Here is a 24,249-nt window from a genome sequence, read left to right as displayed (position 1 = left end):
CATTGACAGAATATATTTCAGTAAAGAATCCAGCAACAGGTGAGTTAATCGAAGAAGTAAAAACAAACACCAAAGAAGAAGTCGAACAAGCTATCTTAAGAAGCCACGAAAGCTTTAAAGCATGGTCTTCTGTCAATGCCCATGAGCGTTCAAGTCTATTGCAAAAATGGTCTCGCCTTATTCAGGAAAGTAAAGAGGAAATTGCTAAGGTGATGACGCTAGAAAGTGGAAAGCCAATTAAAGAGTCGCTTGGTGAAGTCGATTATGCAACAAGTTATATCGATTGGTATGCTGAAGAAGCAAAACGTCTTTACGGACGGACCATTCCGGCAAACACGGAAACAAAGCGAATTATCATTACACGTCAAGCAGTTGGTCCAGTCGCAGCAATTACACCTTGGAACTTCCCTGCAGCCATGATGACGAGAAAGGCAGCCCCGGCACTTGCTGCAGGGTGTACATTTATTGTAAAACCAGCTGCAGAAACACCACTGACAACAATAAAATTAATTGAGCTTGCTCACCATGCCGGGATTCCAGAAAATGTAGTACAATGCGTGAACGGTAATGGCTCAACAATTGGTGATATTTTTACAAGTAGTCCTTACATCCGTAAAATCACATTTACAGGGTCCACTCCAGTAGGTAAGTCTCTTATTGCAAAGAGTGCTGATACGGTGAAACATATCTCAATGGAACTTGGTGGACATGCACCAGTCATTGTTGCAGCTGATGCAGACGTTGATTTCGCCGTAACCCAGACCGTCGCTTCAAAATTCCGTAATGCGGGACAAACGTGCATTTGTGCAAACCGCGTCTTAGTACATGAAAGCGTGGTAGAAGAATTCTCTCGAAAGCTGGCAAGTGCAGTAAGTCAATTAAAGTTAGGTAATGGTTTGAATGAAGATACAGATGTTGGTCCGGTCATTAATGAAAAGGGATTCAATAAAGTTGTTTTCCAGCTAGAAGATGCGGTTAATAAAGGTGCTGAGGTCCTAACTGGTAACGTATTCGATGCCAACCAAGAAAAAGGCTACTTCTTCATCCAGCCAACTGTTTTAAAAGGTGTAAAAGAAGAGATGAATATTATGCAAGAAGAAACATTTGGACCAGTTATTCCAATCACCACATTTACTGCATTAGACGAAGCAATCAGGATTGCCAATAGTACTCCATTTGGGTTAGCATCTTATTTCTTCACAAATGATTACCGTACAGGGGTTTACTTAAATGAAAACCTCGACTTCGGAATCGTTGGTTGGAACGACGGAGCACCATCTGCCGCACATGCGCCATTTGGGGGAATGAAAGAAAGTGGAATCGGCCGAGAAGGTGGCAGTGAGGGAATCGAGCCTTATTTAGAAACGAAATATTTATCAATTGGAAATCTATAAGCTTATTTTAAATATCCGCCAACAGCCCAAACAAGCTGCTTGGCGGTTGTAATCTTATAAATAGAGTTTTTATAAAAAGAGAAGGAGAGTTTCAACGTATAAATCCTATTTTAGAATGAATGGATAGGCCTTTAAGAAGCTTGCATTGTTATCATGACTTTTAATAAATCAAGAAATACATTAATGAGTGGTTCTATTATCTCAAAGCAAGCCCATTTCATTTTAGACTAGCTTACAACAAGATAAACAAGGGGTGTTTTTATGGGTAAGAAAAATACAGGGGGTAATACATTCACAAAGTCCATGTCCATGACCGATGTTCTCTTCCTTTCCATGGGTGCTATGCTTGGTTGGGCGTGGGTTGTTATGTCAGGGGTGTGGATTAGTAATGCTGGCTTTCTAGGCACAGCGATCGCATTTGGACTAGGTGGTTTGTTGGTTATTTTCATTGGTCTCACCTATGCAGAACTTGCCGCCGCAATACCTGAAGCTGGTGGAGGAATGGTCTTTGTTCTCCGTGCCTTCCCGCATCACCGAACGCTAGGTTACCTAGCAGCCTGGAGTGTACTATTTGGTTATGTTTCCGTTATTACGTTTGAGGCAGTTGCTCTACCAACTGTAATTGATTATATCATTCCAGTTAATCATCAAGGCTATATGTGGAGCTTGGATGGATTCGATATTTATTTCACGTGGGCATTAATTGGTTCCATCGGGTCTTTACTACTTACATCACTTAATTATTTCGGAATCAAGCCAGCGACTATTGCACAAAACATACTTACAGCGGCTGTTGTCCTGATTGGATTAGTACTTGTTTTTGGTGGAATTGGAAACGGTAACACAGAATATCTTCAACCACTATTTGGTGAAGGCGTTGGCGGTATCATGACTGTATTAATTATGATCCCATTTTTATTTGTTGGATTTGATGTTATTCCACAAATTGCTTCAGAGGTAAAAGCTCCACCTAAATTTATCGGAAGAATTCTTATCATTTCTATTATTGTAGCGATTATCTTTTATATTTTAATTGCTTTTGGCGTTGCTGTAGGACTTACACCAGCTGAGCTTACGACTTCTAGTCTAGCAACAGCTGATGCAATGGGGAATTTATTTAATAGTCAAGCATTCGCTAATATTATTGTAATCGCAGGGGTTGCCGGAATCATTACAAGTTGGAATGCATTCATTATCGGTGGGAGTCGTATTTTATATGCGATGGCAATCCGTGATATGATTCCGAGCTGGTTTGCCTATATTCATCCAAAATTCAAGACACCAACACACGGTATCGTCTTCCTGGGATTACTTGGATTTTTTGCACCTTTATTAGGCCATTCTGCATTAGATTGGTTTGTAAATGCAGGTGGAATTGGAATCGTACTTGGTTATCTTATTGTATCGATTTCGTTCCTTAAACTACGCAAGTCAGAACCGGAATTGGAACGTCCATATAAAATTAAATATGGAAAAACAGCGGGGACTCTAGCAATTCTGTTAAGTATTCTATTTATTTCATTCTACATGCCAGGAATGCCATCTTCTCTTGTATGGCCAATTGAATGGCTTATTGTTGGAGGCTGGTATTTGATTGGTACGATTCTTTACTTTTTAGGTAAGAGTAGGGTATCAAAAAAAGAAAGTAAAAAAGCAGCATAAGAAAATGAATGAGAAGACAAGTTCACTAGCGCAATATTTCGCTGGACTAATGAACTTGTCTTTATTTAAGTTATTTAACTATTAAATTAAGTCCTAGTTATTCTCCTTACACCAATCTAAAATAAATGCAGCAATTGTTTTTGTTACAGTTTTAAGACTGTCTAAGTCAATATATTCATTTGGTGCATGCATATTGGCTCCGCTTGGTCCATAGCACGTTGCAGGTATACCAAACTCACCAAATGCACGAAGATCAGTAGTAGCAGTGAATGCCAATGATTCCATTTCTTCATTTGTTGTTTTTTTATGTGCTGAAGCTATACAGTTAAAAAGCTCACTATCTTTAGATATTGTATATCCTGGTGCATGAAAACCGAAAAATGTAATCTCCGGTGGATTCTCCTTTAGCCAGTCATCCTGTTCAGAGGCTTTTAACAACCATTGCTTTACTTCTTCTTGGACGTCTGATGGATCAGTTCCTGGATAAAACCCTACCCTTGCCTCAAATGTATATTCATTAGGAACACTAGAAGGCCAGTCTCCTCCATATCCGACTCCTACATTTACATTTAAAGGATGAGAATGATGGGTAAAATCTGGATGTTTTGGTTGAGCATTAATATGCTTTCTGTAATCTTCCAGCGCCTGAATTAGTATTGTTGACTTATTAATCGCATTTTGCGCCATTTCTGCTCGTTCGACATGAGCCCCGTTTCCCTTCACCTTCACTCTCAACCACATAACACCTAATTGCGAATGAATTCCGCGAAGTTCTGTTGGTTCAGGTATTAATGCACCATCTGCTACAAATCCTTTATCTAGTAATGCTAGCGCTCCGTTTCCTGTACATTCCTCTTCAATTACTGTTTGAATTTGGAGGTCTGCGCCCAATTTTATATTTGCTTTCTGTAATGCTTTTACTGCATAGATAGCCGCAGCTACTCCGCCCTTCATATCCAATATCCCTCGTCCATACATTTTATTGTCAATAATGGTTGGTATGAATGGGTCCTCTTCCCATAGTTGTTTTGGTTCCGCACTTACGACATCAATATGACCTTGAAGAATTAAACTTTTTCCCAGTTTTTCTCCATCGGATTTCCATTCCCCAACTAAAACAGGCCGGTCCTCATAATCCCATTCAGGCTTTCCATAATTTTCATAAGAGGAAAGACGTTTAGGATCAGGTGAAAAAAGTGTAGTTGTTAAATTCATGTCGTCTAAATGTTTCTTAATAAAAATTTGCGTTTCCTTCTCCTGCCCTAATGTACTTTCAAATGATCCAATTGATTTAAGAAAAAGTAATTCTTCCTCCCATAAATCATCAATCGCTTGATTTACTGTTTCTAAACTTTTTGATGTTATGTTACTCATACAACAACTCCCTCTCTCTATAAAGTAATCCCAAAACCTGGTAAAAAGTTGATCTGACAGACTACTCTATCGACTAGAGCTTTGTTTCATTGTTCGCTAACTTTCGTACCCTTCCATATAAAACACTTGCACATTTATGAAGGGAATTGTATCAAGTAGAATAGATAAATGAATAGATTCGCTTATTCTAAACTAATAAGCACATTTTTCACTTCTGTGTAATTTTCTAATGCATACGATCCCATTTCTCTTCCAAATCCTGATTCTTTAAAACCACCAAATGGTGCTGCTGGATTTGTAATATTATACGTATTTACCCAAACAGTTCCAGCTTTTAATTTATTTGCTAGTGTATGAGCTTGCTTTAAGTTCTCTGTCCATATTCCCGCAGCTAATCCATATGGACTCGCATTCGCTCTTTTAACAACTTCATCAATTGTTTTATATCTTAATGGAACGACGACAGGACCAAAGATTTCTTCTTTAGCAATTGTCATTTCATCTGTAACATCGGTAAAAACAGCTGGTGAAACAAAATAACCTTCGTCTGTTTTTTCCCCACCTACAAGCAATTTAGCTCCTTCTTCAATACCTTTAGACACATAAGATGTAACAACTTCTTGTTGACGCTCAGATACTAAAGGCCCCATCTCAATTTGTTCGTCCAATCCATCACCGACTTTTAGACTTTTCGCATATTGCACAAGTTTTTCAATGACTTCATCATAAATTTCGTCCGGAATAAATACTCTTGATCCAGCATTACAAACTTCACCTTGATTAGCAACTGCTCCAAAAAATACCCCTGGAATTGCTTTATCTAAATCAGCATCAGGCAAAATGATATTTGGTGACTTTCCGCCTAACTCTAAGGTGACACGCTTCATTGTATTGGCAGCTTCTTTCATGATGGATTTCCCAACCTGAGTGGACCCAGTAAATGCTATTTTATTTACTAAAGGATGCTTAACGAGCGCATCGCCTGCAGTTTTCCCAAAGCCATTAACAATATTAACAACACCTTTAGGAAAGCCACTTTCTTCTATTAGTTTGGCCATATACAAGGCACTTAATGGTGTCTGTTCTGCCGGTTTTAAAACAATCGTACAACCTGTTGCAAGTGCTGGTGCAATCTTCCAGGCAGCCATCATAAATGGGAAGTTCCATGGAATTATTTGACCAACAACCCCGACTGGCTCATGTCTTGTATAATTAAAAAAGTCATTGGAATAAGGGATTGTTTGCCCTGTTGCCTTTGTTACCCACCCTGCAAAATAACGAATATTTTCAATTGCATTCGGCAAATCTGCTGCTCTAACATCATTTATTGGTTTACCATTATCCAGTGTTTCTAATTGAGCGATAATCTCAAAGTCTCTTTCCATTAAGTCTGCAAGCTTAAACATTAAGTTTGCCCGGTCAATCGCACTTAAATTTGACCATTCACTTCCATCTTCAAAGGCAAGTGAAGCGGCCTGTACTGCATCGTCTATGTCACTTTCCTTAGCCTCATAAACTTCTGCTAATTCTCTCCCATTTGCTGGATTATATGATTTGAATGTTGCACCATCGTTAGATTCCTTCCATGTACCGTTAATAAATAGTTTTATAGGTCCTGCTTCCAAAAAATTGACTACTTCTGTCATTAATTTCATTTTTAATTTTCTCCTTTCAATCTAGTTGTTATGAAGAAACTTTGATATCTTCATCTGCATCAAAGGTTAATTCAGGTGGTTTATCTTTAAACATTTTCGTTAAATATGCTAAGTAAAGTGTTCCGATTACAATCCAACTTATACCAAGTATAAATGAACTTGAGCTTAGACTTGTCCATAGCCATACACACAGTGTCAGCCCAATTAGTGGGGTTATCAAATAAACAATCGTTTCAGACAAAGAACGCTTTCGTCCTCGAATATAAAAATGAGCAATAACCGATAAATGTACTAATGAGAATGCTGATAACGCACCAAAGCTGATAAAAGAGGATACTGTTTCTAAATCAAATATTAATGCTGCAAGTGCGGCGATACCGACAATTAGTGTACTTAAAACCGGCGTATGATATTTAAGAGAAATATAACCAAATACCTTCTTTGGAAGGACTGAGTCACGTCCCATTGCAAATAATAAACGGGATACGCTTGCATGTGAACTCGTTGCAGATGCTATACATCCTATTATATAAGCAGCTAAGAATAACGATTTAAATACATTTCCTCCAAGAAAGGCAGCAATTTCCAATCCTGCTGAATCGGGATCAATAAATGCATTGTAATCTGGATAAATAAGTTGGCCTAAATAAGCCACTAATATAAACAGGCCTCCACCAATCATCGTAACTAAAAAGATTGCTCTTGGTATTGTTTTCTTTGCATCAATTGTTTCTTCAGAGACTGTAGTTACCGCGTCAAATCCCAAAAATGATAAACATAAAATAGCTGCGCCAGAAAATACTAACGACAATGAACTATCTTCGCTAAAAAATGGGGTAATTGAAAATAACGATTGGACACTTCCATCACTGACCAATGCTTTAATCGAAAGTATAATAAACATCACGACAAACAAGACCTGAAACAAGATTAGTAGAAAATTTACATTTGCTACAAGTTTTATTCCCCGAATATTAATAAACGTAACAAGTGTTACTGCAAGAAGAATCCAAACCCATACTGGTACAGCAGAGAACTCAGCATTTAAATAAATTCCAATCAACAAATAATTAATCATTGGTAAAAACAAATAATCAAGCAATAAAACCCAGCCCGCGAAAAATCCAGCATAAGATCCTAAGGACTTTTGAGTATACGTGTATGCAGATCCTGCATAAGGAAATGCCCTCACCATTCGTCCATAACTAAATGCTGTAAATAACATTGCTAACAATGTAACAACATATGCTGCTGGTAATAATCCTTTTGTTATTTGAGCAACGATACCGTATGTAGAAAATACGGTTAATGGTACCATGTAAGCAAGCCCAAATAGTACGACGGGAAACAAGGTAAGTACCTTCTTAAACTCTGAATCCGCTTTCACAAACTGTCACCTCTTTTTTACCGAGTACTCCACAGCATTTATATTTTATAGTTTCCTGTTCCCTAAAAAAAGAACGGTGTAAATACTTTGCAACACTATAATGATTTTATTTACACCGTTTTAAATTCAGAGTCTAAAATTTATACAGCTTCTTATTTTAATGTTTTACCAAAAGCAGCTAAAGCATCGTCTATTCGGTTGAGGATCTCATTAATTTCTTCCTTTTCAACAATAAGCGGTGGCGAAACAGCTGCCACGTTCATTCCTGGCTCAAAATCAAATGGTCGAATAAGTAAGTCTCTATTAAAGCACTCTTCAACTACTGTGGCTGCAGCTTTCGTTTCAAAGTCAAATGGAGTGTTGGACTCCGGATCTTTCATCAGGTCAAAACCAACAAGCAATCCCTTCCCACGAGGATTCGTTAAAAAGTGATATTTTTCTTCTAATCTCTTAATACCATCAAGTAATTCATCACCACGAATACGAGCATTTTCAATAAGACCGTCTCTCTCTAAAATTTCGATGTTCTTTAGGCCGACAGCGCATGCCATTGGATGTCCACTATACGTAAATCCATGGGCCAACATTTCGTCATGTTGTGTGATCGTATCTCTAATTTCTTCTGTCAGAATAACTCCACCGAGTTGTGCATATCCACTCGTTATCCCCTTAGCAACAGACATAATATCCGGTACAACTCCCCACTGATTTACACCAAACATTTCGCCAGTGCGACCAAAACCAGTTATAACCTCGTCGGCAATAAAGTGAATATCAAATTCATCACATAGCTTTCTTACAGCTTGTAAATAGCCTTCAGGTGGAACATGTACTCCTCCAGCGCCTTGGACCGGTTCCATAATAACTGCCGCGATATTATCTGCTCCTTCTTTTTCTATAATACCTCGGATACTATTTTCATAATCTGGGTGCGATTTATCCCCTAATTCACATTCTGTCAAATGTGGTGCAGCCGTGAGTATTTCTCCATCAATCTTACCTGTAAATTCACGGTACGTGTCAATTCCTGTAGCAAGGGAAGTCGCAATCGTAACTCCATGATATCCTCTTCTTAAGGAAATTATTTTTCGTTTTGTTTGTTTACCTTTTAAAGTCCAGTAAAATCTTGAAAATTTAAAAGCTGTATCATTTGATTCTGATCCGCCGGATGTAAAGAAAATCGTATTTAAATCGCCTGGAGTTAATGAAACAACCTTTTCAGCTAAACGAGTTGTAGCTTCATTTGTATACCCATAAAATGTGGTTGTATAAGCAGCTTTATTCATTTGGTCATAAGCCGCCTTAGAAATCTCTTCAACTCCATGACCCAAGTTAACATTCCATAACATCGATACCCCGTCAATATATTCCCTTCCATTAAGGTCTTTAAGATAGATTCTATTTCCTTCAGAAAAAACAATCTTTGGACCCTTTTCATAATGCTCCTTTGGATTAGTTGATGGATGTAAAATATGTTTACGATCAATCTCAGATAAGGTAGCTAATAATGATTCAGTTTTATTCATAAATAACACTCCTATTTAAATAATTTATTTGTTTGCTAGTTTTTGTACGACGTGCAGAAGGACATTCGCCCCTTTGATTAAATCTTCATCAGCTGTTAACTCATTTTCATTATGGCTGATACCTCCAATACTTTTTACAAAAATCATTCCTGAATTACAAAGACTATTCATATATTTAGCATCGTGGCCAGGACCACTATAAAAGCTCATTGAAGAATAATTTAACCGCTCAGTTGCTTCTGTAATAGAATCGATTACCTCGGTTGAAAAGTGGACGGCATCTGAATTCCACTCCGTAGTTATCTCAATCTCTACATTATATTCATTAGCAATCTCATTAAAGTTCTTTGTCAATTGTTCAATCGCACGTTTTCTTTCAACATCGTCTTTATGACGGATATCGAAAGTGAGGTCCACTTCACCGGGAATAACATTAACGGCATTTGGTTTATTGGAAATTTTACCCACGGTTGTTTTAAGTCCTTTATATTGTTTCGTAATTTCATTTATACGAAGGATCATTTCTGAAGCTGGAACTAGCGCATCTCTTCGGGCACTCATTGGTGTTGGTCCGGCATGATTTGTTTCGCCTATCACCTTTACGTGGACCCAGCTCATCCCGATTATTCCACCTATAATACCAATAGATTTATCCTCTTTATCTAAGATGGGACCTTGTTCAATATGGAGTTCAACGAAGTTTTTAATATTTTTGATGCGATTTTTTTCCTCCCCCATATAACCAATTGATTGGAGAGCTTGCTTAAAACTAATTCCGTTTTCATCCTTAGAAGAATAAATAAACTCTTTAGAAAATGTATTAGATACCCCTCCTGAACCAAGCATTGGTGGTTCAAAGCGAGCTCCTTCTTCATTCGTAAAGTTTATAATTTCAATTGGATAATCCGTTTCAATTCCATAGTCATTTAACCTTCTAATTACCTCTAAAGATGCGAGTACTCCAAAAATTCCATCAAACCTTCCACCACAGGGTTGTGTATCTAAATGGGAGCCGATAGCAACTGATGGGGCATCCTTTATCTTCCCTTCCCTCTTCCCATAAATATTACCGAAATCGTCGACTCTAACCTCTAAGTTTTCTTCTTTTAACCATTTCACAAATATATCTCTCATTTGCTGATCTTCAGGTGAAAGCGCGAGACGATTTAAACCATTATTCTCGGTCCGACCAATTGAAGAACTAATCTCAAATGTATCCATTAGTCGCTTATTGTCGATATTTCTTAGCTTAATCATCCGTTTCCCCCCTTTATCCGTTAAGATGTTTTCTCCATCTGCAGCATTCTTGAAATTCATCAAATACAAGTACAATCCCTCGCTTTGCGGAAATCGCTTACATATTTAACGAATCGTTCTGAAGGAATAATGAGTTCGCCTTGAACCGGTTTCAAACGATATAAGATACTTCTTCTGCTGCAACCACTTTCATAAAGATTTGATAGTCTTTTATTTTGTAAGACTGTATCAGTTTGCTAATTTAGGTCGTAATATAGTTCTCCCTGTCATTTATTGTTGCTTGAATATATTGATTACTGTAGCAACATTTTAGTATGATAAAAAGCACCAGATTCTATTTATTTAAGGTACCAGATTAAAAATGAGAAAGAATTTCATAAGTTCATTTCCGTAACAAACACGACTTCCATAATCGTCGCTTATCGTTATAAATAAAGAGAAAAGAAAGAAACACTTTAACTGAAATGTTCTTCTCCCAAGAGAGTTAACTAGAAGGTTGCTGTTGCGTGATACAGTGAATGTTCCCGCCGCCAACTGATATTTCCCGAGTATAGACTGGTACTATTTCACGGTCAGGAAACATTTCTTTAAATGTTTCTATAGCTACTTCATCTTGCGGGTCATCAAATTGGGGTAAAATAACGGCCCCATTGCACAGGTAACAGTTAATATATGTTGCAATAAATGTGTTCTCTGTGGAACGGATGTAACTTGCTGGATCATAATCAATTTCTTGGCTTTCCTCTTTAGTTAAGCGAATTTGTTCGGGAAGTTGGATTTTATAAATTTTTAAACTTCTACCCTTAGCATCCTTTTCACTTTTCAACTGTTCATAAGCAGCTTGTAATACGTGATACTGCGGGTGATTCGGATCATCTGTCCAACTGATAGCGACTTCGCCAGGACGAACATAAAATAAAACTTCATCAACATGCCCGTTTGTCTCATCCCCAACTAAACCATTCTTTAACCATATTACTTTATCAATATTTAAGTATTCACGTAGTTTTTCTTCCATTTCTTCCTTTGAAATGAGTGGATTTCTGTTTTTATTTAAAATACATTCTTCAGTTGTTATTACGGTTCCTTCACCATCTACAGCAATTGCTCCACCTTCTAATACGATATCAGAGGCGTCATATCGATCGATTTGTTCTATTTCTAACACTTTTTTCTTAACAAGAGAATCATGATGCCAAGGAAAATATAACCCCTCATCTAGTCCTCCCCATGCATTAAACTTCCAATCGACTCCTCGAACCTCTCCCTTATCGTTCTTTACAAATGTTGGACCAATATCACGCATCCAAGCATCATTGGATGAAATTTCAACCATTCGTATATTATTGGGCAACAATGCACGTGCATTTTCAAATTGCTCCGCTCCAACACCTACCGAGACAGGTTCAAATTGAGAGATTGCCTTTGCTACTTCAACAAATGCCCTTTGTGCAGGTTTGGCGCCGGATCTCCAAGTGTCTGTTCGAGTCGGCCATAACATCCACGTCCCTTTATGTTTCTCGTATTCTCCAGGCATTCTAAATCCATCTTTTTTCGGTGTACTGTTTACAGTTGATACCATATCTCATTCCTCCCTTATTAAACACATGCAAATATCATGCCAATTCTTTTTATACAATTTCTATGAGTTTTTTGTAAAATAAGCGCTTCCAAGCAATATAATCTTCCTAAAATAACAAGTTTTAGCTAAGCATGAATCAAAATCGAAGCAGGCTCAGATATTATATTTTTTTAATCTCCTTATATAGGAGGATTGTGAGATCCCTAGTGATTTTGCAGCTTTTCTTGTTGATTCATGCTCTTTTTTTGCCTTTTCTATAATCCTCTTTTCTATACTATCTAAATAATCGGTGAGTGATTGCGAACCTGACATATCGTATGAGGACCAATTAGGTGAGTTGTTATTAGTTATAATCCTTTCCGGAAGTGCATCTATTTCAATTGTATCTGACTTAGCAGTAACAACTAAAAACTCTATAATATTCTCCAATTCACGTATATTTCCAGGCCAATTATAATTTTGCAGATAGTCTACTACGTTTTTAGTTAGAAAGGATTCTTTATGATGTTTGTTTTTATATAGGTCAAAAAAGTGGTATATCAATGGTGGTATATCGTCTCTCCTTTCTCTTAATGCTGGCATTTCAATAGATATGACATTTAAACGATAATAAAGATCTTCTCTAAATTTTTTCTCTTCCACCATTTGGGAAAGATTTTGATTCGTAGCTGCAATTATTCGTATATCTACTTCTCTCGTATTCGTGCCACCTATAGGTATAAATGACTTATTTTGCACCAGTTGCAGTATTTTCGGTTGAAGGGACAGGGGGAGCTCTGCAATCTCATCGAGAAAAAGAGTCCCGCCATTTGCTTTTTCTGCCAAACCTATTTTTCCTTTATTATCTGCCCCTGTAAATGCACCTTTTTTATATCCGAATAGCTCTGATTCCAATAATGTTTCCGGAATAGCTCCACAATTTATTTGAATAAATGGTTGATCCGATCTGTTGCTCAAATGATGGATTTCTTCCGCAATAATACTTTTACCCACACCGGTTTCTCCATTTAACAGGATAGTAGTGTCTACAGGGGCAACTTGTTTTATTAAATCCAGCATATCTTGGTGGTTTTTACTCTTACCTATAATTAATCGTTTGCCACTCTCTTTCCTCTGCTCTTGTTTTAATTCTTGCAATTCATTCCAATACTTTTGAACAAGAAGCTCGGCCTTTTCTAACTGAAGTGAAGCTCTAACTGTTTCCGTAACATCCTTTACTTGAACTAATATGTATTCTGTATCTTCTTTGGGGATTTTCACCAAACATCCAGTTGCAAAATATTGATGATTATTAGACGTTTGAACTTTGGTAACTACCTCCCTTTTCTCTAACACAATTCTAGTAACGGAAGGTGTGAAGAGTCCATTACTTTCTAAATCTGCAACATGCTTTCCTATGATTTCAGATCGTGGTACTCCTAACTGCTTCGTACTCATATCGTTCGCCCAAATAGCAATGCCACGATTATTTGCTATGAATATTCCATCTTGAAAGTAATTAAAAATACGTTGAAAATGTTTATCTTCTACAAATGTTCCACCCATTATAATTTCCCTCCCAATTAAGATTTGATTCGAAACCGACTCAAGTCGATTCGAATTTGGTTCATAAATGTATTATAAATGTATTATAAACTATTTATATTTTTATGAAAGGACCGATTCATCGGTATTTTTTAAATATTGAGAGTTGGCATGGGTTTTGCAGGATATAATCACAAAAGAGGGAAATAATGCAATGCTAGGTTTAAAGCCAATTAGACCAGTATAATAACCTAGGTTGTTAAACGTAAAAATGACCTGAATTTGAAAGCGCCATCTTCTAAAATTCTAAAGTCAACTTAAATGAAAGGGAGCTCAAAAATATGCAAAAAAAAGCAGATATTGTTCTTTCAAGTAATACCGTTTTTACAGGATTATCTGATAAACCACACCCAGCAACAATCGCCATTATTGGAAACCGAATTGCAGCAATTGGTGATGATGAAGAAATTCAACCATTGATCGGGCCAAAAACCAAAGTATACCGCTATCGTGATCAGTTGATTATGCCTGGTTTTCATGATTTTCATATACACCTCATGCTTGGCGGCCTGACATTACAAAGTATCAACTTATTTAATGCGCAATCTGAAAAAGAAGCAGTTAGTATGGTACGCGATTTTGCTGATGCAAATCCCGATGATCCATGGATAATCGGCTTTAAGTGGGATTCTAGCCGTTGGGATGATCAAATGAAGCCTCACCGTTCAGCGCTAGATCACGCTATTCCCGATCGTCCAGTTGTTTTATTTTCTCATGATTTACACTTTGTATGGGTGAACAGTAAGGCATTGGAAATAGCACAGATCAATAAGGACACTCCAGATCCATCTTTTGGAATAATTGAAAAAGACGAATTCGGTGAGCCGACAGGTATCTTAATTGAAGGGGCAGCATCATATGTTACCGATTACGCCTTCCATTTTTCCGACCAGCAAAAGGAAAAACTATTAGAAAGGTTCTTAAAAGAAGCTGCTCGCTACGGAGTAACCTCTGTCAATGATATGTTTGGCAGTGACGTCATGAACACGTTTGATGATTTCACTCTCTTACGTAATTTTGATAAAAATGGGCAATTAACCACACGAATTCATCTATATCCGGCTCTTGATAAAGATTTGGAGAAAGCTAAAGAAATTCAAAAGCAATATGACTCCGATAAATTGAAGATATCAGGATTGAAACAATTTATTGATGGCGTCATATCCAGCTCTACCGCATATCTCGTTGATGGTTATGCAGATGACCCCGATTATCACGGAGAACCGACTCACCACCCAGATGAACTAAAGAAGCTGGTAAGAGTTGCCGACAAAGAAGGATACAGTATCCGTCTACACGCAATTGGCGAAGCAGCTATTCGTCTCGCGTTAGACGCTTATGAAGAGGCACAAAAAACAAACGGCGTTAGAGATTCTCGCCATGCAATTGAGCACGTGGAAGTCATTCATCCTGATGATATCGATCGGTTTTATAAGCTGGGTGTCATAGCTTCCATGCAGCCCAGTCATATTGCGAATACGGAACGTGAGTTATACACATCACGAATAGGCGATAAACGTACTAATTATACATTCGCATGGAATACTTTGCAGAAAGCAGGCGCAAAACTAGCATTCAGTACAGATTTCCCAGTTGTTCCATTAAATCCATTGCTGCAAATTCATAGTGCTCTCAATAGAATTGATAGTGGTGGAAAAAATGCATGGAACCCTCAAGAATCGGTAACATTGTCTGAAGCATTAAAAGCATACACTTATAAACCAGCATACGGAACTTTTAGAGAACATGAATTAGGGACATTAGAATCAGGGAAATTAGCTGATCTAGTTGTATTGGACCGAAATCTATTTGAATTACCTTCCCAACAAATTGCAGACGCACAAATCGATACAACTATTATGGATGGCAAAGTAGTTTTTCAAAAAGAGAGAATTACTGAACATGAAGGAAATGATTTAGTTGGTTCGCAACATAGTAGTAAATGAAACTGATATCCACATTGGTGAAATTTTTTAGAGTGAATGGATGAATCTTGATTCATCCATTCCAACCTAACAATCCTCTAGACTGTTAGGATGGGTTATTTTCCAACGCCCCATTGTAAGCGGATACAAAGGCTGACGTAATTATAAATGATAGTGATTATATCTATTGAGAAGTTCTGTTCTGTGTAAATCACATTTTGGAAGGATTGAGTTTTGTGAGTGAAAAAGATCAGATACAACGACAGTTAGGATTAGTTCATGTGGTAGCAATTGGGTTAGCGTATATGTCTCCTTTTGCAGTCTTTGATACTTTCGGTATCGCTTCAGACGTATCTTCAGGATTTGTACCAACTGCGTATATAGTTGTTTTCATTTCAATCCTATTTACAGCTTTAAGTTATGGAAAGCTAGTAAAAAAATACCCGAATGCGGGCTCTGTTTACACATATACCAAAAATATTTTAAACCCTTATTTAGGTGTAATAGTCGGATGGGTTTCGTTCATAGCATATTTAGCGTTACCAATGATTAATGCATTACTAGCCAGAATTTATCTTTCAGCTGGTTTTCCTGAAGTTCCAGGTTGGATGTGGGTTATTGGGTTAATATTGCTTATCACTATATTAAATATATTCGGAGTAAAAATTGCTGCCTCTGTAAATATACTAATGGTTATTTTCCAGGTTTTAGTAGGGGTTATCTTCATCTATCTAACAGTTCGTTCTATTAATGCGGGTTCAGAACAATTCATAAGAATAAATGAATTAATTCCTGCTGGCGATGAATTCTCAGGACTATTTAGTGCAGCTGCTCTATTAGCCTTATCTTTTATTGGATTTGATGCCATTACAACATTATCTGAAGATACTATTAATCCAAAGAAGAATATACCACGAGCAATCTTACTCGTAGCATCGATTGGTGGAATTTTCTTCTTTTCCATCACATATTTTATGCAATCCCTTTTCCCCGATGTTTCGATATTTAACGATATAGAGGGCGCTTCACCTGAAATTGCTGTAATGATAGGCGGAAATCTCTTTCTTTCCTTTTTCCTTGGCGGTGCCCTATTTTCTGTTTTCGCATCAGGGTTAGCGGCTCAGGTAAGTGCTTCCCGCTTATTATATGCTATGGGACGAGATGGAGTTATTCCGAAACGCTTTTTTGGATATCTACATCCAAAGTTTAATTCACCGATATTTAATATCGTGTTAGTTGGAGTGATGGCTTTATCGGCATTACTTTTAGATTTAGAAGCGGCTACTTCGTTAGTTAATGTTGGAGCATTTACTGCATTTTCATTTGTGAATATATGTGTTATTAAAAGTTTCTTTAATCCTAAAGTCAAACGCACCTTCCGTAATGTAATAAGTTACTTAATTTTCCCTAGTATTGGGCTTTTATTTGTAGTATACCTATGGGCTAATTTAGATGTATTTTCTCTTATTATTGGCGGTATATGGACATTGATTGGGGTAATCTATTTAGCTATCTCTACAAATCTATTTAAAAAAGAACCACCGCAAATTGAATTTGATGAATTGGAAGCCTAAAGAACACTTAAATTAAATGGGGGTTTTAAAAATTGGGGGACAAATCTGTTAATCTCAAAAGGGTGCTAAACTTAAGACATGTGATATTTTTTGGTTTAGCTTTCATGGCTCCGCATACTTTATTTGCAACATACGGGATTGTTGCAGTAGAAAGTAATGGGATGATTGCAACAGGATATATAATAGCTTTATTTGTAATGTTATTTACAGCTTATAGCTATGCACAGCTAGTCAAAGCATTTCCCTCGGCAGGTGCAGCTTATACTTTTGTTCAGAAAGCGATTAATCCATATTTAGGATTTCTTGTTGGCTGGGTTATATTACTAGATTATATGTTAAGCCCTATGATCAGTGCACTACTTCTAGGCATTGCCTTATCAGCGTTTTTCCCTTCCATACCAATCTTTATATGGATTGTCTTATTTGTATTAATAATATCAATTGTTAACATTCGTGGTGTAAAGTTCGCAGCAAATTTTAACACTTACGTTTTTCTTTTGCAATTACTAGTTTTTGTTCTTTTCTTTATTTTTTCAGTAAAATATTTATTAAATGGAGGGGGGAGTGGGAAACTATTATCTATTAACCCTTTTATAAATCAAAATGTGGATTTATCAACGCTAATCACTGTGATTCCAATATTATGTTTTACTTTTCTAGGATTTGACGCTATTACCGCTTTGTCTGAGGAAACTAAAAATCCTAAACAAACGTTACCTAAAGCAATTTATGCTATTCCTTTAATTGGTGGGTTATTATATGTAGTTTCATCTTACTTATTAGAGATGGTTCATCCAAATATACAAACTTTTGTAAACCCTGATTCGGCTTATTTAGAAATTGCAAATATTATAGGAGGCTTATTTTTACAGTCTACTTTTGTTGCAGTAGCACTTACTGCGGGTTTTGCCTCAGCAGTGGCATCGGGTTCGTCAGCATCTCGAATTTTGTACGCTATGGGTAGAGAAAATATTCTCCCCAAGAGAATATTCGGTTACTTATCACCAAAGTTTCATACACCTGTATATAATATTCTGATAGTTGGGCTTGTAGCCATGTTTGCATTAATTTTTGACTTAGCCTTGGCAACATCTTTTATTACTTTCGGTGCTTTCTTTGCGTTTTGTTTTGTGAATATTTCGGTGATAGTCCATTACTTTGTTAAAGGAAAGAAACGTACATTACAGGGAACTTTTCGATATCTAGTAATTCCGTTAGTAGGGGCAATCCTAATTTTTAGTTTACTAGTTAATATGGAGATTAACGCTTTAATCTTGGGAGGAATTTGGTTTGCAATTGGCTTTTTATATCTTCTGATCCAGACACGGCTATTTAAGTCACCACCGCCAACGATGTTTGAGGGTAAAGAAAGTATTAATAGAGAAGTGGTATAATAATAGTCTTAATGATCCGTTGTTTATCCAACACATGAAAGCAATTGTTTAAAAAACAAAAAGAAGACCATCCGATAAATGGTCTTCTTCCATTTAAAATACATCTACTATTCCCTTTTTATCCATCATTCCTTCTACAATTTCCCCACCCAATATGCCTTAGCTCTTAATCCACTTCGACCTTTACAATATTTCCTGAATTCATATCAACTTCTACTTCATATTTAAAGCCTTGTGCAGTTATAATCTCGACTTCATTTGCCCAAACACCTTGTTCTTTCTCTAATTCTACTTTGACGATTTGTCCAGGAACTCAACTACTGCAATGTTCATTGCTTCTTCTATCGATATTTGTCTATACCGACTATATCCGTTATTGTATTCGGTACCTTGCCAATTAGTGATTATTCACATACATTCTCCTCGCAATCCTGGTCGTTTACACTACATCCTATTCGGAGGTGAACTGTATGTACCTAACCTGACTGAAAATGGTCAGAAGCCTAGAAGAGAGACTAAAGCGCCTTTTGTTCTGCCATTTGTTGAGCGGCTTCGGGGGAAGAGCGTTTAGATGTAAATGGGCGTATGTTAAAAATAATATTTAATACAATCGCTGTTACGCTCCCTGCAACAATTCCATTATTAGTTAAAATTTGGATGCCGGTTGGTAAAACAGAGAATAGGTCCGGTACAACGGTTACCCCTAGTCCCATCCCTACCGAGCAGGCAATAATCATCGAATTCTCAGGGGACTCACTGATCACCCTTCCTAGCATCTTAATTCCTTGGGATACAACCATGCCGAACATTGCAAGCATGGCACCACCTAATACAGCGGTTGGAATAATTGTTGTTATGGCAGCAATTTTAGGAACTAATCCAAATATAAGCAAGATAATCCCAGCTACGAAGATAACTTTCCGTTTTTTTACACCCGTTAATTGAACGAGACCAACGTTCTGAGAGAATGCTGTATATTGAAAAGCATTAAAAATTCCTCCTAATAATACCGCAATCCCTTCCGCACGGTAACCTTTAGCTAAATCCTTTTCCGATAACGTTCTATCTGTAATATCACTAAGCGCAAAATAAACACCCGTTGATTCCACTAAGGAAACCATGGCAACGAGACACATCGTGAGAACTGCGGAGATTTCAAATGTTGGCATACCAAAGTAAAAGACTTGCGGCATATGAAAATAAGAAGCCTCCCCGACGGCACTAAAATTAACTTTCCCTAAAACAGCAGCTACTAGAGTACCGGCAATAAGTCCGATGATAATGGATATTGACCGGATAAATCCTTTCGAAAAGCGATACATGAAAATGATGAACGTTAAGGTACCAAATCCTAATAATAGATTCATTGATGAACCAAAGTCACTAGCCCCTTGTCCTCCAGCTAAATTATTAATTGCAACAGGGATGAGGGTTAATCCGATAATCGTAACGACACTTCCCGTCACAATCGGAGGGAAAAAGCGAACTAACTTCCCAAATATCGTGCTTATCAAAATGATAAAAATTCCTGATGCAATAATCGAACCATATATCGCTGAGATACCGAATTCTCCGCCAATCGCAATAATTGGTCCAACCGCTGTAAAGGTACAGCCAAGAACGACTGGAAGTCCAATTCCAAAAAAACGGTTGCTTCCAATTTGTAAAATGGTAGCTACTCCGCACATGAAGATATCGATCGCAACGAGATACGTGAGTTGTTCCGTTGTTAGACCCAGTGCACCGCCGATTATAAGTGGGACCAATATCGCGCCTGCATACATTGCAAGTACATGTTGCATTCCTAAAGCCGCTGTTTTCATCTAGGTTAATCCTCCTTAAAGGTTACTTTCCCATTTTCAAGCGAAGAAACAATAGCTAATGATTCCACTCGGAATCCTTCTTGCTCAATAAGCTTTCTGCCATTTTGAAAACCTTTTTCAATGACAATTCCAACTCCTGCTAATGTCGCCCCGGATTGTTTTACCATATCGATTAAACCAAGTGCAGCTTGTCCATTAGCGAGAAAGTCATCAATAACTAAGACAACATCATCATGTGTGATGTAATCCTTCGATATAGAAATAGTGTTCGATTCTTGTTTCGTGTAAGAATAGACTTCTGCACTATATAAGTGATCGATTAAGGTGAGCGATTTACGTTTCCGGGCAAATATCGTTGGAACACCTAACCGTAATGCAGTCATGACCGATGGAGCAATTCCTGATGACTCCAGTGTTAATACCTTTGTAATTCTTTCATCTTGAAAGCGGGAAGCAAACTCCTCCCCAACCTCCTGCATTAATACCGGATCGATTTGATGGTTTAAAAACGAATCCACCTTCAATACAGAATCAGACAATACCTTACCTTCGTTTATAATCTTTTGCTTTAATCGTTCCATAACGATCTCCTTTCCAATATACTAAGGCGTAAACGCCCTTACAGGCTAAAAACGCGATTCGTTACGCAACACCTGTGACTGCGATTACTCGTCCCACTGAAGAGTATTTTGCACTAGCACATCCAGTAGTCGCAGCAACGTACAAACTGTGCCTCCTAGGACGGGAGGTAGTTCGATGTTGCCCCATACGTGAGCGAACTTAATCGAACTTCCCCTTTACCTGAATGAGATAAAGGAAACATGCTCCTTTAGGGGTAGACGTGAGTTGGGCTTGCCCGAATTTAAACGGCCCTCCTTTAGTTTTGAGCCGATGTTGACTTTCACCACAAGGGTATAAGGGCGACTAGGCCTCACAAAGACCGCTCGGCAAGTCTTCCTTATCGATTGCAGGAATGTGAAGTTTGATAGTTGCTGGGCGCAGAGCGGACGTAGCTATTTCTCGGCACACTAGATACCTCAGTATCTTTATTTTATAGTCTCAGTAAATAAAAAAACCCAGAAATTCTTACTTCTAACTATGAAGAAGCAAGAATTTCTGAGCGGATAGACTCGAAATAAAAAGATAAATTTTAACCTGAACGGCAAAATTACCTTTTTGTGCTACTTTTCATAGTCAGTTTATTTACGGTAAACCGGTAGAAACTTGCAGGCCATATCCCCGCGATTATATGAAAATAATATTCGCTTTAAATGTTACAAGTATAGCATGAAATCGACATATTACAAGGATTTTTCCTTATGTAAAACCTTTCAAACAATTTAGACTTAGGTATGATTAGTTTTGCTGGCATTTCTATCCAGATTACATTTGTTGACTTATTTGCCGGTAGTCAAGAAATGAGTGAGCCACTTCATCGGTTTGATCAAGATGACTTTCACGTTTAGATTACAGCCATCCAGGAAAAATGCGATTACATCGTAACTACAAATACTCGGCGTTTCCCTTCTCAAATTGGAAATATACAACGAAATCATCCGGGGGATTTTTACGACTTTTTGATTTCAGAATAAAATCTTAAAACAAATTCCATTCAAGAACAATGATAATGATAGAGAAGTTGCAACATGGATGGTGCTTTAGGCATTGATTTTAATATGGATTCTTGTATTTATTTTAATGATGAGCTCATTTATTAATGAATTTTAAAATGACTTTAAACGGCGTCCACTTTCACTTTCCCAATCTTTTCAACATAGCTATCCCCTCTCAAGATAACTTCGTCAGCTTCATAACGCTATACTCTCTCTACTTTGTCCGGCCCACAAACCACAATAACTTTTTCTCCTCTTGCTTTTACTAATTGGATAAATGCGGAGCCAACTCCACCTGATGCCCTTGTTATTAAAACACATCAGCCTTTTCTGCGCATTTCCTCTTTCATCTTTCAACGAATACGAGATCTTCATCATAACATCCTAGTTAGCCGCTATTATTTATGATATACTCCTCGCTAGTTGGCTAAATAAATATATCTGAAAGGAAGTTAGGCATGAAAATTGATTCTCCTAAAATTTCCCCAGCACTATTCACAAAAAATTTTCAAGATATCTTTTACGAAGAAGACCCGATTCTAGAAATGTGTGAAATCATGGATTCTAATTTCACAAACGAGGCTGTGGATCGTTTACGGCTATATAATGCAGTCGTAAGAAATAGCACGTTTACGAATACGGATTTTAGCAATGGCGACATAACAGATGTTCGCTTTGAAAAATGTGACTTATCCAATGTAGATTTTAGCAAATCATCGATTCACCGAGTAGAGTTTATAAACTGTAAGTTAGTTGGCTGTGAATTTCCAGAGTCATCTATCGGTAATGTAAAATTTGAAAATTCCATATTGAACTTCGCCACCTTTGGAAATGCAAAACTTCAAAAGGTTATATTTCAAGAGTCTTCCTTACAAAATGTCGATTTTTATGAATGTAAATTTAAAAGAATCGCATTCGATGCATGTGATCTCAATGAAGCAAACTTTGAACAGACATCACTAAAAGGAATAGATATAAGTTCTTCAAAGTTTGATTCACTTACGGTTTCACTCGAAGCTATCAAAGGTTGCAAAGTCTCCGCATACCAAGCTATTCAATTGGCATCACTAATGGGCTTAGTAATAAAAGATTAGTACTTTTATTAGAATGGGACTTATACAACAATGAAAAAATGTAAAGGCGGGGATGTAAATGCGTACGACCTCTAGTTATAGGCATCCCCGCAAGCATTTATTGATTCATCTATAGCTTTTCGTTATAGAATTCATGGCATATCTATGTGTCCATATAACTCTTCACGCTTTCCTCCAATACGAAATAGGTGCACTGCAATGTTCTTGGATACTGTTTGGCTAGAGAAGAAGCGCATCGTTTTTATGATATATATGGATTTGAAAAATGTGCATTTTGTTACCAGCTAAAACTCAATTAACTAGACTGCGCTTCTTGGATTCACCTATAGTGGCACAATTAACGGAATGACAATCATCATAATTAGAAATAAAATCAACTGTAATGGAACGCCAATTTTGATAAAGTCAAAGAACTTATAGCCTCCTGCCGTCATCACCATGGCATTTGTCGGTGAGGAAACCGGTGTTGAAAATGCCATATTGGCTGCAACTGCAATCGCAACCATGAATGTATATGGATTTGCATCAATTGCTAACGCTGCGTTCATGGCAATTGGTGCAAATAGCACGGCTGTAGCTGTATTACTGATGAACAAACCAAAGGTCATTGTTAAAAAATATAGTCCGGCAAGTATTCCGAGCGCACCAAATCTACCAAGCGAATCAATAATTGCTTCCGATAGGAGAACCATGCCGCCTGTCTTCTCTAAGGCAGTAGCCATTGGAATCATTGCTGCAATCAAAATGATACTCTCCCAATTCATTTCACTATAAGCATCATCCATATTCCGCAGGCACCCTGTAAGCACCATAAGCACGGCACCGATTAACACGGAAATGACAGGTGCAAAGACTTCAAATACCATTAACAGAACCATGAACAACATAATTAAGCCGGCAATTGGAGCTTTGCCAGTAGCCGATGCTTTTCCTGCATACTCCCTCGGCTGACCGATAACAACGACATCTTTTGTTTCCTTTGCTAAGAGTTCAATATCATCCCATGCCCCTTGAACGAGCAAAGCATCTCCAAATTTCAAGCGCTGGGAAGACATCTTCTGCAGAACATAATCCCCTTTGCGATTAATGCCTACTACATTTAAATTGTACTTTTCTCTAAAGTCGATTTTTTTAATCGTTTTATTAATAAACGAGGAATGCGGTGTCAATAGTACCTCAACTAAGCCAAGCTCCTTAGAAAGCAAATCAACTGCCTCATTCCCGTTTTTCTGAAGCTCCAATGAATAATCTTCACATAGCTTTTCGACCATCGTGCTTGAACCTTTCAGTAAAAGCGTATCATTTTCCATAATTGTAACTGTTGGTCCCGCCATCTGCTGGTAGGAACTCGGGAAAATTCGATAATCTTCATTCGATCTTCTGGCAATTTTAAGAATAAAAATTT

Annotated in this window: 17 protein-coding genes and 1 riboswitch; of the genes, 6 read left to right on the top strand and 11 right to left on the bottom strand. The window is 37.5% G+C overall.

The window, feature by feature from the left end:
• Positions 1-2: 2 nt before the first annotated feature.
• Positions 3-1,394 (top strand): NAD-dependent succinate-semialdehyde dehydrogenase, encoded by a 1,392-nt coding sequence (locus WKU33_RS00080; protein WP_340452630.1) that lies wholly within the window; start codon positions 3-5, stop codon positions 1,392-1,394.
• Between the two features lie 261 nt (positions 1,395-1,655).
• Positions 1,656-3,056 carry an APC family permease gene (locus WKU33_RS00075; RefSeq protein ID WP_340452628.1) on the top strand — a complete coding sequence of 467 codons (1,401 nt, stop codon included), beginning with the start codon at positions 1,656-1,658 and terminating at the stop codon, positions 3,054-3,056.
• Between the two features lie 93 nt (positions 3,057-3,149).
• Here the strand turns inward: WKU33_RS00075 and WKU33_RS00070 are convergent, their stop codons facing one another.
• The 7 genes from WKU33_RS00070 to WKU33_RS00040 all read right to left on the bottom strand — a co-directional run bounded on the left by WKU33_RS00070 (position 3,150) and on the right by WKU33_RS00040 (position 13,382).
• On the bottom strand, positions 3,150-4,430 hold the full coding sequence (locus WKU33_RS00070) for an ArgE/DapE family deacylase (protein ID WP_340452626.1): 1,281 nt from the start codon (positions 4,428-4,430) through the stop codon (positions 3,150-3,152).
• A gap of 182 nt (positions 4,431-4,612) precedes the next feature.
• Positions 4,613-6,085: an aldehyde dehydrogenase family protein gene (locus tag WKU33_RS00065; protein WP_340452624.1), complete on the bottom strand. Its 1,473-nt coding sequence runs from the start codon at positions 6,083-6,085 to the stop codon at positions 4,613-4,615.
• A 28-nt stretch (positions 6,086-6,113) separates the two neighbouring features.
• On the bottom strand, positions 6,114-7,472 hold the full coding sequence (locus WKU33_RS00060; protein ID WP_340452622.1) for an APC family permease: 1,359 nt from the start codon (positions 7,470-7,472) through the stop codon (positions 6,114-6,116).
• A gap of 152 nt (positions 7,473-7,624) precedes the next feature.
• Complete coding sequence (locus WKU33_RS00055) at positions 7,625-8,998, bottom strand: aminotransferase family protein (RefSeq protein ID WP_340452620.1); 1,374 nt, start codon at positions 8,996-8,998, stop codon at positions 7,625-7,627.
• Positions 8,999-9,022: 24 nt separating this feature from the next.
• Entirely contained in the window at positions 9,023-10,255 is a 1,233-nt protein-coding gene (locus WKU33_RS00050; RefSeq protein ID WP_340452619.1) for a M20 family metallo-hydrolase, read from the bottom strand.
• A gap of 484 nt (positions 10,256-10,739) precedes the next feature.
• Positions 10,740-11,837 (bottom strand): agmatine deiminase, encoded by a 1,098-nt coding sequence (gene aguA, locus WKU33_RS00045; RefSeq protein ID WP_340452617.1) that lies wholly within the window; start codon positions 11,835-11,837, stop codon positions 10,740-10,742.
• 153 nt (positions 11,838-11,990) lie between these two features.
• A complete protein-coding gene (locus tag WKU33_RS00040; RefSeq protein WP_340452616.1) occupies positions 11,991-13,382 on the bottom strand; it encodes a sigma-54 interaction domain-containing protein in 1,392 nt (463 codons plus the stop codon).
• 320 nt (positions 13,383-13,702) lie between these two features.
• Between WKU33_RS00040 and WKU33_RS00035 the strand changes: the two genes are divergently transcribed.
• The 3 genes from WKU33_RS00035 to WKU33_RS00025 all read left to right on the top strand — a co-directional run bounded on the left by WKU33_RS00035 (position 13,703) and on the right by WKU33_RS00025 (position 18,314).
• Positions 13,703-15,367, top strand: coding sequence for an amidohydrolase (locus tag WKU33_RS00035; protein WP_340452614.1), 1,665 nt, complete (start codon positions 13,703-13,705; stop codon positions 15,365-15,367).
• A 215-nt stretch (positions 15,368-15,582) separates the two neighbouring features.
• Entirely contained in the window at positions 15,583-16,920 is a 1,338-nt protein-coding gene (locus WKU33_RS00030; protein WP_340452612.1) for an APC family permease, read from the top strand.
• Between the two features lie 80 nt (positions 16,921-17,000).
• Positions 17,001-18,314 (top strand): APC family permease, encoded by a 1,314-nt coding sequence (locus WKU33_RS00025; RefSeq protein WP_340452610.1) that lies wholly within the window; start codon positions 17,001-17,003, stop codon positions 18,312-18,314.
• Between the two features lie 166 nt (positions 18,315-18,480).
• Here WKU33_RS00025 and WKU33_RS19025 read toward each other — a convergent pair whose 3' ends face one another.
• From WKU33_RS19025 to WKU33_RS00015, 3 genes are all read right to left on the bottom strand, one after another.
• Positions 18,481-18,615 carry a PepSY domain-containing protein gene (locus tag WKU33_RS19025; RefSeq protein WP_445321669.1) on the bottom strand — a complete coding sequence of 45 codons (135 nt, stop codon included), beginning with the start codon at positions 18,613-18,615 and terminating at the stop codon, positions 18,481-18,483.
• Between the two features lie 214 nt (positions 18,616-18,829).
• Positions 18,830-20,137: a nucleobase:cation symporter-2 family protein gene (locus WKU33_RS00020; protein ID WP_340452609.1), complete on the bottom strand. Its 1,308-nt coding sequence runs from the start codon at positions 20,135-20,137 to the stop codon at positions 18,830-18,832.
• A gap of 5 nt (positions 20,138-20,142) precedes the next feature.
• Positions 20,143-20,718 carry a xanthine phosphoribosyltransferase gene (locus tag WKU33_RS00015; protein ID WP_156857309.1) on the bottom strand — a complete coding sequence of 192 codons (576 nt, stop codon included), beginning with the start codon at positions 20,716-20,718 and terminating at the stop codon, positions 20,143-20,145.
• A gap of 590 nt (positions 20,719-21,308) precedes the next feature.
• Positions 21,309-21,410, bottom strand: a riboswitch (purine riboswitch).
• Positions 21,411-22,208: 798 nt separating this feature from the next.
• Between WKU33_RS00015 and WKU33_RS00010 the strand changes: the two genes are divergently transcribed.
• Positions 22,209-22,844 carry a pentapeptide repeat-containing protein gene (locus WKU33_RS00010; RefSeq protein ID WP_340452605.1) on the top strand — a complete coding sequence of 212 codons (636 nt, stop codon included), beginning with the start codon at positions 22,209-22,211 and terminating at the stop codon, positions 22,842-22,844.
• Between the two features lie 323 nt (positions 22,845-23,167).
• Here the strand turns inward: WKU33_RS00010 and WKU33_RS00005 are convergent.
• The coding region (locus WKU33_RS00005) for an SLC13 family permease (protein ID WP_340452603.1) at positions 23,168-24,249 on the bottom strand (1,082 nt) is incomplete at its 5' end.

Source organism: Oceanobacillus sp. HCA-5259, assembly GCF_037892815.1.
Lineage (GTDB): Bacteria > Bacillota > Bacilli > Bacillales > Amphibacillaceae > Oceanobacillus > Oceanobacillus indicireducens.
This window is presented reverse-complemented; position numbering and strand designations above follow the sequence as displayed.